Here is a 13,266-nt window from a genome sequence, read left to right as displayed (position 1 = left end):
CCCATGACGTTCCCGTCGACGCTGCGGGCACCATCCGCGCGGCCATCGTCGAGCACCACCGCCGGCCGCGCCAGGGCCTCGCCACGAGTGACCCCTGCATGGATCTCGTAGCCCGACAGCGGCGCATCCTCCAGGCTCAGGCGGCCCTGTACGTTGCGCAATTGCTTGTCCGCCTCCAGGGTCGTTTCCAACGCCAGCAGGCCGAGGCCAGCGCTGCTGCCGGCCGCGCCTTCCAGGCCGAGCGGATCGTGCAGGCGCTCGCCGAGCATCTGCAGGCCGCCGCAGATCCCCAGCAGGCGACCGCCGTAGCGCAGGTGACGGAGGATCGCCTCGTCCCAGCCACGCTCGCGCAGCGCCGCGAGGTCGGCGCGCACGCTCTTCGAGCCGGGCAGGACGATCAGGTCCGCCGACGGCAGCGCCTGGCCGGGGCCGACGAAGCTCAACTCGACCTGGGGGTGCAGGCGCAGCGGATCGAAATCGGTGTGGTTGCTGATCCTCGGCAGCACCGGCACCACCACCTTCAGGCGCGGCCCGACCTTGGCCGCCTGGCGCGTGTCGATGGCGTCCTCCGCCTCCAGGTGCAGGTCGCTGACATAGGGCAGCACGCCGAGCACCGGCTTGCCGGTGCGCGCCTCCAGCCAGTCGAGGCCGGGTTGCAGCAGGGCGATGTCGCCGCGGAAGCGATTGATGACGAAGCCCTTGACCCGCTCCCGCTCCGAGTCGGAGAGCAGTTCCAGGGTGCCGACCAGGTGGGCGAAGACCCCGCCGCGGTCGATATCGGCGACCAGGATCACCGGGCAATCCACCGCTTCGGCGAAGCCCATGTTGGCGATGTCGTTGGCGCGCAGGTTGATCTCCGCCGGCGAGCCGGCGCCCTCCACCATCACCACCCGGTAGGCGGCGGCGAGCCGCCCATGGGAAGCCAGCACCGCTTCCATCGCCACGCGCTTGTAGTCGTGGTAGGCGGCGGCGTCCATGCTGGTCACCGCGCGGCCATGGATGATCACCTGGGCGCCGATGTCGGTGTTCGGCTTGAGCAGCACCGGGTTCATGTCGGTGTGCGGCGCCAGCCGGCAGGCCTGGGCCTGGACCGCCTGGGCGCGGCCGATCTCGCCGCCGTCGGCGGTGACCGCGCTGTTCAGCGCCATGTTCTGCGGCTTGAACGGCACCACCGCGACGCCGCGCCGGGCCAGCCAGCGGCACAGCGCGGTCACCAGGGTGCTCTTGCCGGCGTCCGAGGTGGTGCCCTGGACCATCAGGGTCCGTCCGCGATCACTCATGAGCAGGCTCCTTGAAGCCGAGCAGCGCGGCATCGAGCCGGGCCCAGGCGGCCTCGTCGGCGGGCAGGCCGAGGCGCAGGCTGGCCGGCTGCTCGAACTGGCGGGTGAGGATGCCGCGCCGTGCCAGGTAGTCGTGCAACGCCGCGCAGCGTGGATCGACCAGGCGCTGGAACAGCGCGCTGCCGCCCGCCGGCGGCCAGCCGTGGCGGCGCAGCAGTTCCTCCAGGCGCTGGCTGGCGGCCAGCAGGCGCTCGCGCTGCTGGCGCTGTTGCTGGCGGTCGCGCAAGGCACTCTGGGCCACATGGCGCACCGGGCCATTGACCGTCCACGGACCGAGCTGCTCGGCCAGCGCCTGCAACAGCGGCCGTTCGCCGAGGGCGAAGCCGAGCCGCGCACCGGCCAGGCCGAAGAACTTGCCGAACGAGCGCAGCACGATCAATCCGGGCCGGTTGCTACAGGCCGCCAGGCTCGACTGCGGGGTGCAGTCCATGAACGCCTCGTCGACCAGCAGCCAGCCGCCGCGACGTTGCAGGCGGGCATGCCAGGCCAGCAGCTCGGCGGGCTCGAAGACCCGCCCGGTGGGGTTGTTCGGGTTGACCACCAGCAGCACGTCGAGGCTGTCGAGATAGGGCTCGACCTCGGCCTCGCCGATCTCCCGCACCAGGTGCCCGGCCTGGCGCCAGGCGTGGGCGTGCTCGGCATAGCACGGCGACAGGACGCCGACCCGCCCGCCCCGCCGCAACCTTGGCAGGGCCTGGATCGCCGCCTGGCTGCCGGCCAGCGGCAATACCCGTTCGGCGCCGTAGTAGAGGCAGGCGGCGGCTTCCAGGCCGTCGTCGCTCTCCGGCAGGCGGGTCCAGGCCTGCTCGGGGATCGCCGGCAGCGGAAACGGCCAGGGCGCGATGCCGGTGGACAGGTCCAGCCAGTCCGCCAGCGGAATGTCGTAGCGGCGCGCCGCCTCGCGCAACCGCCCTCCGTGTTCAAGCATGCAGCCACCCCATGGCCCAGAGTCCGGCCAGCACCAGCAGCCAGAGCAGCACGCCCTGGCGCACCAGCGCCAGGGCCCGATAGATGTCGCGGCCCTGCGGCTGCGGGCCGCTGCCGAGGAGCGGCCGCTGGTGCAGCTCGCCGTGGTAGATCGCCGCGCCGCCCAGGGACACGCCCAGCGCACCGGCGCCGGCGGCCATCACCGGGCCGGCGTTGGGGCTGTCCCATTGCGGCGCCTGCTCTCGCCAGCAGCGCAGGGCCTGGCGGGTGCCGCCGAGCAGCGCGTAGGTCAGCGCCACCAGCCGCGCCGGCAGGTAGTTGAGGATGTCGTCGATCTTCGCCGCGGCCCAGCCGAAGCGCTCGAAGCGCGCGTTGCGGTAGCCCCACATCGCGTCCAGGGTATTGCTCAGGCGATACAGCACCACCCCCGGCGCGCCGGCCACGGCGAACCAGAACAGCGCGGCGTAGACCGCGTCGCTGCCGTTCTCCAGTACCGATTCGGTGGCCGCGCGGGCGACCCCGGCCTGGTCCAGCTCGCGGGTATCGCGGCTGACCAGGTAGCCGACACGTCGCCGCGCCTCGTCCAGGTCGCCGGCGCGCAAGGCCAGCGCCACCGGTTCGGCGTGCTCGCCGAGGCTGCGCAGGCCGAGCGCGGCGTACAGCGCCAGGGCCTGGACCAGCCAGCCGAGGTAGGGAAGTTCAGCGAGCGCCCAGGCCAGCAGGGTCAGCGGCAGTACCGCGAGGACCCAGGCGGTCACCCCGTGGCTGCGCCAGCCGGCCCCGGGATCGCCCTCGCCGGCCAGGCGCGAGCGGTTGAAACGGCGCTCCAGGCGATCGGCCAGGCGGCCGAAGGCGACCAGCGGGTGCCAGCCCTGCGGCTCGCCGAAGCGCGCATCCAGCGCCACGCCGAGGATACCCAGCAGTGCGCTCATGCTCGCTCGCCCCAACGGTTCTGGTAGACCAGCTCGGCCAGCGGACGCGGTTCGCTCCAACCCTCCAGCGCCAGCATCGGCGCCGGGTAGAACTCCGCCACCGGGCCCAGGCAGAGCACCGCCACCGCCTCGCTGCCGGGCGGCAGGCCGAGCAACTCGCCCAGCGCGGCCGGATCGAACAACGATACCCAGCCCATCCCCAGGCCCTCGGCGCGACTGGCCAGCCAGAGGTTCTGGATCGCGCAGGCGAGCGACGCCAGGTCCATCTGCGGCAGGGTCCGGCGACCGAACACATGGCGCTCGCGGTCGTCCATCAGGGCGGCGACCAGCAGTTCGGCGCAATCCAGCACGCCCTCGACCTTGAGCCGCATGAACTCGTCGGAGCGCTCGCCGAGGGCTTCGGCGGTGCGTCCGCGTTCGTCCTCGACCAGCCCGTGGATGGCCCGGCGCAACGCCGGCTCGGTGATACGGATGAAGCGCCAGGGTTGCATCAGGCCGACGCTGGGCGCCTGGTGCGCGGCCTCCAGCAGCCGCGCGAGCAGCTCCGGCGCCACGCTGCCGCCGCTGAAGTGGCGCATGTCGCGGCGCTCGGCGATGGCCCGGTAGACGGCGGCGCGTTCCGTGGCGCTGAAGGCGTGGGAAGAATCGGACATGTCAGTCGGCGTCTCGCGCGGGCGCCAGCAACGCGGCGGCGGCCTGCGGGTTGGAAGGCAGGTAGAAATGGATATAGGAAGCCGTCAGCCGGCCAAGACGGAACACCGCCTCCGCCGTGTTCCGGCCGTTCGGGCAGACGCCACGGGCCAGAGGCTCGACGGCGCAGTCGAGGGTCGAGTGATGGAAGGTATGCCCGCGCAGCCGCCCTTCCGGCAGCTCGACCTCCTGCAAGGCCAGGGCGGTCAGGCGCTTCTGCAGGCGCGCCCGGCCCGGCAGCAGGCCGAGCAGTTCGCCGCGCTCGCCGTCGGCGTCTTCCAGGCAGTCGAGCAGGTAGAGCATGCCGCCGCACTCGGCCAGCAGCGGCTTGCCGGCGGCATGGTGGGCTCGGATCGCCTCGGCCATGGCGCGATTGCCCTGCAGGCGCCCCAGGTGCAGTTCGGGATAGCCGCCCGGCAGGTACAGGCTGTCCACGGCGGGCAACGCCTGGTCCTGCAGCGGCGAGAAGAACGCCAGTTCGGCGCCGAGTTCGCGCAGCAGGTCGAGATTGGCCTGGTAGAGGAAGGCGAACGAGGCATCGCGAGCCACGCCGATGCGCACGCCTTCCAGGCTGCGTTGCAGCGGCGCCGGAGCGGGCACCTCGAAGGTCACCGGCTCCGGCAGGTCGGTCTCGGCGCTGGCCCGCAAGGCGTCGGCGGCGGCGTCCAGGCGCACATCGAGATCGGCCAGTTCCTCGGCCTGGACCAGGCCCAGGTGGCGGCTCGGCAATTCGAATTCGGCCGAGCGCGGCAGACCGCCGAACCAGCGCATGCCGGGCGGCAGGCAATCGCGCAGGATGTCGCTGTGGCGCTGGCTGCCGACGCGGTTGCCGAGCACTCCGGAAAACGGCAGGTCCGGCTGGAAATGCGCCAGGCCGTAGGCCAGGGCGCCGAAGGTCTGGGCCATCGCCGCGCCGTTGATCACCCCCAGCACCGGCACGCCGAAACGCCGCGCCAGGTCTGCCGCCGAGGGGTTGCCATCGAACAGGCCCATCACCCCTTCGATGAGGATCAGGTCGGCCTCGCCGGCGGCCCGCGCCAGCAGGCGTCGCGCTTCGGCCTCGCCGACCATCCACAGGTCGAGCTGGTAGACCGGCGCGCCGGAGGCGCGGGCGAGGATCATCGGGTCGAGGAAGTCCGGTCCGCACTTGAACACCCGCACCCGTCGCCCCTGGCGCGCATGCAGGCGGGCCAGGGCGGCGGTGACGGTGGTCTTGCCCTGGCCGGAGGCCGGGGCGGCGATCAGCAGGGCCGGACAGCGTGCCTGGGTCATGGGCGAAGCGTCTCCGCGCATGGCGCCGGCATCAGAACTCCACTCCTTTCTGCGCCTTGATCCCGGCCTTGAACGCGTGCTTGACCAGGCTCATCTCGGTCACCGTGTCGGCGGCCTCGATCATCCCCGGCTGCGCGCCGCGACCGGTCACCACCACATGCTGCATGGCCGGGCGCGCCTGGATGTCGGCGAGGACCCTGTCCAGTTCCAGGTAGCCGTGCTTGAGGGCGATGTTCAGTTCGTCCAGCACCACCAGGCCAACGTCCGGGTCGGCCAGCAATTGCGCGGCGACCTTCCAGGCCGCCTCGGCCTTGGCGATGTCGCGCTGGCGGTCCTGGGTCTCCCAGGTGAAGCCCTCGCCCATTACGTGATAGCTGACTTCCTCGGGGAAACGCCGGAAGAAGGCTTCCTCGCCGGTGCTGGCGGCGCCCTTGATGAACTGCACGACACCGACCTTCATGCCATGGCCCAGGGCCCGCGCGACCATGCCGAAGGCCGAGCTGCTCTTGCCCTTGCCGTTGCCGCTATGCACCAGGAGCACGCCGCGTTCGTCGCGGGCCTGGGCGATCTTCTCGTCGACCACGGCCTTCTTGCGCTCCATCCGCTCGCGGTGGCGCTGGTCCTTCTCGGGGGATTCGTTCATCGTCGATCACTCCTTGCGGCGACGCGGCCGCGCCGTCGCCTCGTTCATTCGAAATACCCGGCCTCACAGAGCCTGGTAGCGCACGCTGAGGTAGACCGCCTGGCCAGGCTGGTTGTAGCCATACGCGGTTTCGTAGTCGGCACCGAACAGGTTGGCGATCCGGCCCTGCAGGCGCCATTCGTCGTTCAGCCGGTACTCGCTGCGCAGGTCGAGGGTGGCGTAGCCGCCCAGGCGCACCTCGTTGGCCGGGTCATCATAGCGTCGGCCTTCGGCGTGCACGCTGGCGCCCAGCGAAAGACGCTCGAAGCGCCGGTCCAGTTCCAGGTTGAACATCCGCCGCGCCCGGCGCGGCAGCTCGTTGCCGTCGTTGACGCCGCCGGAACGGTTTTGCGGGTCGAGGAAGGTCGCGTTGGCGTTCCAGTCCCAGCCCAGCCACTGGCTGCCGAGGACCAGTTCGACGCCACGGATGCGCGCTTCGTCGATGTTGAACGGCACATAAAGCCCCTGACGGGTTGTATAGGTGATCAGCGAGTCGATGTCCGTACGATAGGCATTCACCGCCCAGTGCCCCCAGTCGTGCGTACCGCTGAGGCCGACCTCCAGGCTGCGCGAAGTCTCGGCGTCCAGGTCGGGATTGCCGTAGTCGGGGAGGTAGAGTTCGTTGAAGGTCGGCGCCTTGAACGCCGTGCCGTAGCTGACGGTGAAGCGCAGCGCGTCGCTCAGCGCGTAGCCCCAGGCGGCGCTGCCGGTGTCGTGCACGCCGAACTGCTGGTTGTCGTCGCGGCGCAGGCTCAGTTGCCAATCCTGGCGACCGTACCGGCCGAGGTACTGGGCGAACCAGCCTTTGTTCAGCCGCGAGTCGACGCTGAAGGCTTCGCTGCTGCTGATCTCGTCCTTCTGCCAGTCGTAGCCGAGGGTCAGCACATGGCCTTCGGCCAGGGTCAGGTCGTTCTGCCAGGACAGGCTGTCGCGACGGGTATCGAAGCGCGAGTAGAAACGGCCATCCTGATAGGCATCGGCCTTGTCCTCGCTGCGCCCGGCCTGGAGGGTCACCAGCCAGGGATCGAACGGAGTGAAGCGGGCACGGCCGCCGACCAGGTTCTGCTCGCCGTCGGCGTTGGCATTGAAACCGGAGTTGCCGAAGACCTGGTCATAGTCGTTGTGCGACTTGGCCCTGAGCAGGGTGCCGTCGAGTTCCAGGCCATTGTCGAAGCGATAGCCGCCGCGCAGGTTGCCGGACAGGTTGCGGTAGCCGTCGCGGTCTGGCTCATAGCCCGCAGTACCGGCGCGCTTGGTATTGATCCCCGCCGTATCGAAACTGCTCACCCCGAGGCTGTACCAGCCGTTGCCGGCGCCGCCGCTGACCCCGGCGCTGCCCTCCAGGGTGTGATGGGTGCCGTAGCCGGCGGAGAAGAACGGCTTGGCGCCCTGGCCGTCGCCGCGCCGGGTGAAGATCTGGATCACCCCGCCGATGGCCTCCGAGCCGTACAGGCTGGAACGCGGCCCGCGGACCACCTCGATGCGCTCGATCAGCTCCACCGGCAAGTCCTGGAACGCGGTGAGGCCGGCGCTGGCCGAGCCGACCTTGATGCCGTCGATCAGCACCAGCACATGGTCGGACTCGGTGCCGCGCAGGAACAGCGTGGTGTTCTTGCCGAAACCGCCGTTGTTCGCCAGCGACACGCCGGGTACCTGGCGCAACAGCTCCGGCACGCTGCGCGCCTGGCTGCGCTCGATATCCTCGCGGTCGATGACGCTCACCGCCGCCAGGCTCTGGGAAGCGGTCTGGGCGGTACGGGTGGCGGTCACCACCTGGTCGGCAAGGCTGACCGGTTCGGCCAGGCTCAGGGAAGACGCGCCGCACAGCGCCACGGCTGCCGGGGTCAGGAAAACTCTGTTCATGCTCTGCGCTGCTCCGTCGCTCTCACCCGCGCGACCTGGGTTGAGGCAGACGGAGGACGAAGCGACGGCAGGAGACGTCCGACAGCGCCCTCCGCGATGCCGTGGGTGCGTCAGGCCGGTCTCCGGGCTCGCGAGCGAAGCGCTGGACGCTTCCAGCCGCGCCTTCCCATGCCGGAGCACAGTGGTCATCGAGCGGCTGTCTGATTCGCCTACCGTTGCGGGGGCAGCGCTGGCCTGGTTCCGACGGAACGCACCAGCTTCCCTGTTTCACCCCTTGCGGGGCACCTGTCGCAAGGCGCGCAGCTTAGTGGTTCGGGGCTTGCGCGGTCAATGTGGCCGGCCACCGCAGAACTAGCGCCCGGCTCCGGGGAGCGGGTCCGCGCGCAGCGCCGTCCCGGCCGGAGCATGGCTGCGGCACCACTGCCGCCAGGTAGCCTGCAACTGCACCAGCGCGGCGCCGGCCAGCTCGCCGCGTTCGCTGCCGGCCAGCGGGCTGGCGGCCAGGGCCTTGAGCAGGCGCGCGGTCGGCGGGTCGAGGGCGTGTTCACGCTCGGCCCGCGGGCCATCGCCCAGCAGCGCCAGGCGCAGGCGCCGCAGGTAGCGGTCGCGGGCCTGCGCCAGGGACGCCGGGACCTCCTCCAGGCACTGCCGCAGGTAGAGCAGCTCGTCGCCGAAGTCGAGTCCCATCAGGCCGTCCGACCAGGGCTGGCGGCGCCCCTCCGGTAAACGGTCGTAGCGCTGCGCCAGGCGGATCAGGCGATCCGCGGTGCGCCCGCCGAACCAGGCCTCGGCCTGCGCCGGCGAGCGCAGGGTGAGCCGCGCCAGGTCGCCGAGGGTGGCCTGCAGCATGCGCCGGTAATGGCGTTCGCCCGGCCGCAGGCTGACCAGGTTGAACACCAGCACGGCGAAGGCCACCCCAAGCACCGTCGACAGGGCGTTGTTGAGGAAGTGCGCGAGGTCGTAGCTCATGCTGTTGCTCGGCGCGACGTTCTTCACGAAGAAGATGCAGAACGGCGAGGCGATCCCGGCCAGGCTCGCCCGGTTCACGCACAGCGCGGCGAAGAACAGCGGTACGCCCAGGCCCAGGCAGAGCAGCGGGAAGCCGTCCACGCCGGGCAGGTAGAACAGTGCGACGAAGCCGGCCAGCGGGATCGACAGGAGGATCCCGCGAAGGAAGTTCAGGCCGGCCTGGGCCGGGTTGTCGCGGCTGGCGAAGAGACTCAGCACCACGCCGGTGATCGACACCGCGCCCAACCCGCTCGGCCAGGCGCTGGCCAGCCAGAACGCGGCCACGCAGAGGAACGCCAGGGCGCTGCGCAGGCCGAACAGCACGCCGCGCTCGATGTCCCGGTGCCAGGCGATGGCGCCCGGCGCCTGGCGGGTGGGCGCGCCATAGACCAGCGCCTCGACGCTGCGCCCGGCCGCCCTCGCCTCGCCGAGCAGGCGTTCGAGGCAGACCAGGCACAGGTGCAACTGTCCGTGCGCCGCGTCCAGCGCCAGGCGCAAGCGCTGCCGGCAGGCCTCGAACTCGGCCGGGCGGCCCGCGCGCAACAGTGCCTCGAGTTCTTCCAGCCAGGGCTGCAAGGCGTGCGCGCTGGCCGGATCGAGCAGCCTCCGCTCGCGAGCCACCTTGCGCGCCGCGCGCAGCAGGCCGAGCAGGTCGAGGCCAAGCACGCGCAAGGCCTGGGAACGGGCGCGGCCGAGCGCGCCCTCGAACCAGGCGTGGTCGCGCTGGGCGTCCGCCGCGGCGATCCGCCCCAGCGCCGCGAGCAGCTCGCCGCGTTCGTCGGCGCCGCGCAGCTCCGCCGCGGCCGCCTGCAAGCCGGCCTCCCAGGCCGCCTTGCCCTGGTTCGCCAACTGGCGTTCCAGGCGCCGCGGCCAGAGCAGCACATTCACCAGCGCCGCGCAGAGGATGCCCAGGCCGATCTCCGAGCAGCGGGCCACCGCCTGGTCGAACACCGTCGCCGGATCGGCGCTGGCCGGCAGGGCGACGATCGCCGCGGTGTAGCCGGCCAGGACGAAACCGTAGGACGCATGGTTGTGCAGCAGCGACGCGCCGGCGGTGCAGAACGCCAGCCAGAGCGCCATCAGCAGGAGGAAGGGCAGCGATGCCTGGCCATAGAGCGCGACCATGCCGATGGACACCAGCGCACCGGCGCAGGTGCCGATCAGGCGGAACATGCCCTTGGCCAGGACCATGCCGCTATAGGGCTGGCTGACCACGAACACCGTCATCAATGCCCATTGCGGCTGCTCCAGCTCCAGGCTGAAGGCCAGGTACAGGGCCAACCCGCCGGCCAGCAGGGCCTTCACCGCGAACTGCAGTTCGTGCAGGCGCGGGCACAGCAGCACCTGCACCAGGTCGGAGGAAAAGAAGGAAGGCTTGGCCATCGCGGACGCCCCGAAATACATGAGCGAGCGAATTATTAGCAAGCTAATTTTCTATTGTCCAGCCTCTCCGCGAACTTTCCGGAAGAGCGTTTCGCCCTGCGAAACATGCGCCGCCGCCCGCATCTCTCCTGCGTGGGAGGCATCACGCCAAGGGCGTCCCGCAGCAGCACGGAGGCCCACTGGAGCCGACCAACACGCCTGCGCAGAAGGCGCCAACCGGCAGCGGCAGCCGCCGAACGTTCGTATACAATATCCCGCACGTTCCCAACGCCACGCAGGTTGCCCCGCTTGCCTCTCTCCATGCTCAACGCCCCTAACCTGGGCATCGCCCCTTCGGCCTCCGAGATCATCGCCAAGCACCTGCGCGAAGCGATCATCGCCGGGCATTTCGCCGAGGACGAACCGATCCGCCAGGACGACATCGCGCAACTCTTCAATGTCAGCAAGATTCCCGTCCGCGAGGCCCTCAAGCGCCTGGAGGCGGAAGGCCTGGTGCTGTTCCAGCGCAACAAGGGCGCGGTGGTGACGCGTATTTCCGAACCGGAACTGGCGCAGATGTTCGAAGTGCGGGTGCTGCTCGAGGCGCAGGCGATCCGCCTGGCGGTGCCGAACATGGACGAGACCACCTTCGCCCGCGCCGAGGCGATCTGCGCCGACTTCGTCGGCGAAGACAACGTCGGCCGCTGGGCCGAACTCAACTGGCAACTGCACGCCTGCCTCTACGAACCGGCACAGCGGCCGTTCCTGGTCAACCTGATCCGCTCCATCCACGACAAGCTGGAACGTTACCTGCGCATGCAGATGAGCCTGTCCGAAGGCAAGCAGCGCGCCGACCAGGAACACCGCGAGATCGTCGCCGCCTGTCGCGCCGGCGATGCCGAACGGGCCGCGGCACTGATCGAGGCACATATCGTCGGGGTCTGCCGGACCCTCTACGAACACCTGCCGAACCGCCCGGCCAGCACCTGAGCCGGGCCATCCCGGCTATGCCGCTTTCGTCATCCGCCTGAGCGAAAACCCTCAAGCGCCCCGCCCCGCCGAAACGCCACCCTGTGGCGCATTCCCCGGCACAGGCGAGGGCCACCATGCAACGCATCCGCATCATCGATTCGCATACCGGCGGCGAGCCCACCCGCCTGGTCATCGGCGGCTTTCCCGATCTCGGCCAGGGCGACATGGCCGAGCGCCGGCGCCTGCTCGGCGAGCGCCACGACGCCTGGCGCGCCGCCTGCATCCTCGAGCCGCGCGGCAGCGACGTACTGGTCGGCGCCCTGCTCTGCGCACCGGTCGATCCCGAAGCCTGTGCCGGAGTGATCTTCTTCAACAACAGTGGCTACCTCGGCATGTGCGGCCACGGCACCATCGGCCTGGTCGCCTCGCTGGCACACCTCGGGCGGATCGGTCCCGGCGTGCACCGCATCGAGACACCGGTCGGCGAGGTCGAGGCGACCCTCCACGAGGACGGCTCGGTCAGCGTGCGCAACGTGCCGGCCTACCGCTACCGTCGCCAGGTCAGCGTCGAAGTGCCCGGCATCGGCCGGGTCAGCGGCGACATCGCCTGGGGCGGCAACTGGTTCTTCCTGGTCGCCGGACACGGCCAGCGCCTCGCCGGCGACAACCTCGACGCCCTCACCGCCTACACCGTCGCCGTCCAGCAGGCGCTGGACGACCAGGACATCCGCGGCGAGGACGGCGGCGCCATCGATCACATCGAACTGTTCGCCGACGACCCCCACGCCGACAGCCGCAACTTCGTGCTCTGCCCCGGCAAGGCCTACGACCGCTCGCCCTGCGGCACCGGCACCAGCGCCAAGCTGGCCTGCCTGGCCGCCGACGGCAAGCTGCTGCCCGGCCAGCCCTGGCGCCAGGCGAGCGTGATCGGCAGCCAGTTCGAGGGGCGTTACGAATGGCTCGACGGCCAGCCCGGCGGGCGTATCGTGCCGACCATCCGCGGCCGCGCCCACGTCAGCGCGGAAGCCACCCTGCTGCTGGCGGACGACGATCCGTTCGCCTGGGGCATCCGCCGGTGAACGCCGAGGTCATCGTGGTCGGCGCCGGCATCGTCGGCAGCGCCTGCGCCCATGAACTGGCGCGTCGCGGCCTCGACGTACTGGTGCTGGATAGCCGCCGCGGCGGTGCCACCGCGGTGGGCATGGGGCACCTGGTGGCGATGGACGACAACCCGGCCGAACTGGCCCTCAGCGACTACTCGATCCAGGCCTGGCGCACCTGGGCGGCGGATCTGCCGGAAGACTGCGCGTACCGCAATTGCGGCACCCTCTGGCTGGCCGCCGACGCCAGCGAACTCGCCGAGGCCGAACGCAAGCGCCAGGCGCTGCAAGCCGCCGGCGTTGCCTGCCGGATGCTTGGCGCCGCGCGCCTGTACGCCCTCGAACCGGCCCTGCGGCCGGGCCTGGCCGGCGCCCTGGAGGTGTCCGGCGACGGCATCCTCTACGCGCCCAACGCCGCGCGCTGGCTGCTCGACCAGGCCGGGCCGCGCCTGCGACGGCTGTACGCCGAAGTCAGCGAAGTGGACGGCAGCCGCCTGCGCCTGGCCGACGGCCGCTGGCTGAGCGCCGAGGCGCTGGTGCTGGCCAACGGCATCCATGCCGGCGAGCTGTGCGCGGAGCTGCCGATCCGCCCGAAGAAAGGCCACCTGCTGATCACCGACCGCTATCCCGGCACCCTCCGCCATCAACTGGTGGAACTCGGCTATGTCAGCAGCGCCCACGCCAGCAGCGGTACCTCGGTAGCCTTCAACGCCCAGCCGCGCCCCACCGGGCAGGTCTTCCTCGGCTCCTCGCGGCAGTTCGACACGCTCGACCCGCAGGTGGAAGGCCCGGTGCTGGCGCGCATGCTGCGGCGTGCCCTGGACTACCTGCCGGGGCTCGCCGGCCTCAATGCGATCCGCGCCTGGACCGGCTTCCGCGCCGCCACTCCGGACGGCCTGCCGCTGCTTGGCGAGCACCCGGCGCAGCCGGGCCTGTGGCTGGCGGTCGGCCACGAGGGCCTGGGTGTGACCACCGCGCCGGGCAGCGCGCGCCTGCTCGCCGCCCAGTTGTTCGGCGAAACGCCGCCGCTGGATGCCACGCCTTATCTGCCGCGACGCTTCCTCTTCAGCTCCGGGAGTGCCCGGCCATGATCGAACTGTTCATCGACCGGCGTCCGC

Annotated in this window: 11 protein-coding genes and 1 riboswitch; of the genes, 3 read left to right on the top strand and 8 right to left on the bottom strand. The window is 70.9% G+C overall.

Features of this window, described 5'->3' with window-relative positions; all coding sequences use genetic code 11:
* From FFS27_RS17520 to FFS27_RS17485, 8 genes are all read right to left on the bottom strand, one after another.
* Nucleotides 1-1,280 (bottom strand): cobyric acid synthase (locus tag FFS27_RS17520; protein ID WP_137952115.1); only part of this gene is annotated, 1,280 nt, incomplete at its 3' end.
* The gene (gene cobD / locus FFS27_RS17515) at nucleotides 1,273-2,268 is read right to left on the bottom strand and encodes a threonine-phosphate decarboxylase CobD (RefSeq protein ID WP_003133501.1); all 996 of its coding nucleotides are present in this window, start codon (nucleotides 2,266-2,268) and stop codon (nucleotides 1,273-1,275) included. The genes FFS27_RS17520 and cobD, both read right to left, overlap by 8 nt.
* The gene (gene cbiB / locus FFS27_RS17510; RefSeq protein ID WP_034013870.1) at nucleotides 2,261-3,199 is read right to left on the bottom strand and encodes an adenosylcobinamide-phosphate synthase CbiB; all 939 of its coding nucleotides are present in this window, start codon (nucleotides 3,197-3,199) and stop codon (nucleotides 2,261-2,263) included. The genes cobD and cbiB overlap by 8 nt, the downstream gene beginning before the upstream one ends.
* Nucleotides 3,196-3,852 (bottom strand): 5,6-dimethylbenzimidazole synthase, encoded by a 657-nt coding sequence (gene bluB / locus FFS27_RS17505; protein WP_003086774.1) that lies wholly within the window; start codon nucleotides 3,850-3,852, stop codon nucleotides 3,196-3,198. The genes cbiB and bluB overlap by 4 nt, the downstream gene beginning before the upstream one ends.
* Nucleotide 3,853: 1 nt before the next feature.
* Nucleotides 3,854-5,161, bottom strand: coding sequence for a cobyrinate a,c-diamide synthase (locus FFS27_RS17500; RefSeq protein WP_003086772.1), 1,308 nt, complete (start codon nucleotides 5,159-5,161; stop codon nucleotides 3,854-3,856).
* A gap of 31 nt (nucleotides 5,162-5,192) precedes the next feature.
* On the bottom strand, nucleotides 5,193-5,804 hold the full coding sequence (gene cobO, locus FFS27_RS17495) for a cob(I)yrinic acid a,c-diamide adenosyltransferase (protein ID WP_003086769.1): 612 nt from the start codon (nucleotides 5,802-5,804) through the stop codon (nucleotides 5,193-5,195).
* Nucleotides 5,805-5,867: 63 nt separating this feature from the next.
* Nucleotides 5,868-7,706 (bottom strand): TonB-dependent vitamin B12 receptor, encoded by a 1,839-nt coding sequence (gene btuB / locus FFS27_RS17490; RefSeq protein ID WP_021264480.1) that lies wholly within the window; start codon nucleotides 7,704-7,706, stop codon nucleotides 5,868-5,870.
* 96 nt (nucleotides 7,707-7,802) lie between these two features.
* Nucleotides 7,803-8,010, bottom strand: a riboswitch (cobalamin riboswitch).
* A gap of 47 nt (nucleotides 8,011-8,057) precedes the next feature.
* On the bottom strand, nucleotides 8,058-10,097 hold the full coding sequence (locus tag FFS27_RS17485) for an FUSC family protein (RefSeq protein WP_137952114.1): 2,040 nt from the start codon (nucleotides 10,095-10,097) through the stop codon (nucleotides 8,058-8,060).
* A 300-nt stretch (nucleotides 10,098-10,397) separates the two neighbouring features.
* Between FFS27_RS17485 and FFS27_RS17480 the strand changes: the two genes are divergently transcribed.
* The 3 genes from FFS27_RS17480 to lhpB all read left to right on the top strand — a co-directional run bounded on the left by FFS27_RS17480 (nucleotide 10,398) and on the right by lhpB (nucleotide 13,239).
* On the top strand, nucleotides 10,398-11,066 hold the full coding sequence (locus FFS27_RS17480) for a GntR family transcriptional regulator (RefSeq protein ID WP_003086767.1): 669 nt from the start codon (nucleotides 10,398-10,400) through the stop codon (nucleotides 11,064-11,066).
* A gap of 116 nt (nucleotides 11,067-11,182) precedes the next feature.
* On the top strand, nucleotides 11,183-12,127 hold the full coding sequence (locus tag FFS27_RS17475) for a 4-hydroxyproline epimerase (protein WP_003107552.1): 945 nt from the start codon (nucleotides 11,183-11,185) through the stop codon (nucleotides 12,125-12,127).
* On the top strand, nucleotides 12,124-13,239 hold the full coding sequence (gene lhpB / locus FFS27_RS17470; RefSeq protein ID WP_034013868.1) for a D-hydroxyproline dehydrogenase subunit beta LhpB: 1,116 nt from the start codon (nucleotides 12,124-12,126) through the stop codon (nucleotides 13,237-13,239). The genes FFS27_RS17475 and lhpB overlap by 4 nt, the downstream gene beginning before the upstream one ends.
* The last annotated feature ends 27 nt before the right edge of the window (nucleotides 13,240-13,266 follow it).

The sequence above is a fragment of the Pseudomonas sp. 2VD genome (assembly GCF_005503585.1).
In the GTDB taxonomy this organism is placed as follows: Bacteria; Pseudomonadota; Gammaproteobacteria; order Pseudomonadales; family Pseudomonadaceae; genus Pseudomonas; species Pseudomonas aeruginosa.
The sequence above is the reverse complement of the archived record's forward strand: the minus strand, read 5'-3'. Positions and strand labels throughout refer to the sequence as shown.

Excerpts from the sequence above, each read along its gene's own strand:
- cobO (WP_003086769.1), bottom strand. The coding sequence starts at position 5,804 with ATGAACGAATCCCCCGAGAAGGACCAGCGCCACCGCGAGCGGATGGAG.
- cobD (WP_003133501.1), bottom strand. The coding sequence starts at position 2,268 with ATGCTTGAACACGGAGGGCGGTTGCGCGAGGCGGCGCGCCGCTACGAC.
- FFS27_RS17480 (WP_003086767.1), top strand. The coding sequence starts at position 10,398 with ATGCTCAACGCCCCTAACCTGGGCATCGCCCCTTCGGCCTCCGAGATC.
- FFS27_RS17500 (WP_003086772.1), bottom strand. The coding sequence starts at position 5,161 with ATGACCCAGGCACGCTGTCCGGCCCTGCTGATCGCCGCCCCGGCCTCC.
- bluB (WP_003086774.1), bottom strand. The coding sequence starts at position 3,852 with ATGTCCGATTCTTCCCACGCCTTCAGCGCCACGGAACGCGCCGCCGTC.
- btuB (WP_021264480.1), bottom strand. The coding sequence starts at position 7,706 with ATGAACAGAGTTTTCCTGACCCCGGCAGCCGTGGCGCTGTGCGGCGCG.
- FFS27_RS17485 (WP_137952114.1), bottom strand. The coding sequence starts at position 10,097 with ATGGCCAAGCCTTCCTTCTTTTCCTCCGACCTGGTGCAGGTGCTGCTG.
- cbiB (WP_034013870.1), bottom strand. The coding sequence starts at position 3,199 with ATGAGCGCACTGCTGGGTATCCTCGGCGTGGCGCTGGATGCGCGCTTC.
- FFS27_RS17475 (WP_003107552.1), top strand. The coding sequence starts at position 11,183 with ATGCAACGCATCCGCATCATCGATTCGCATACCGGCGGCGAGCCCACC.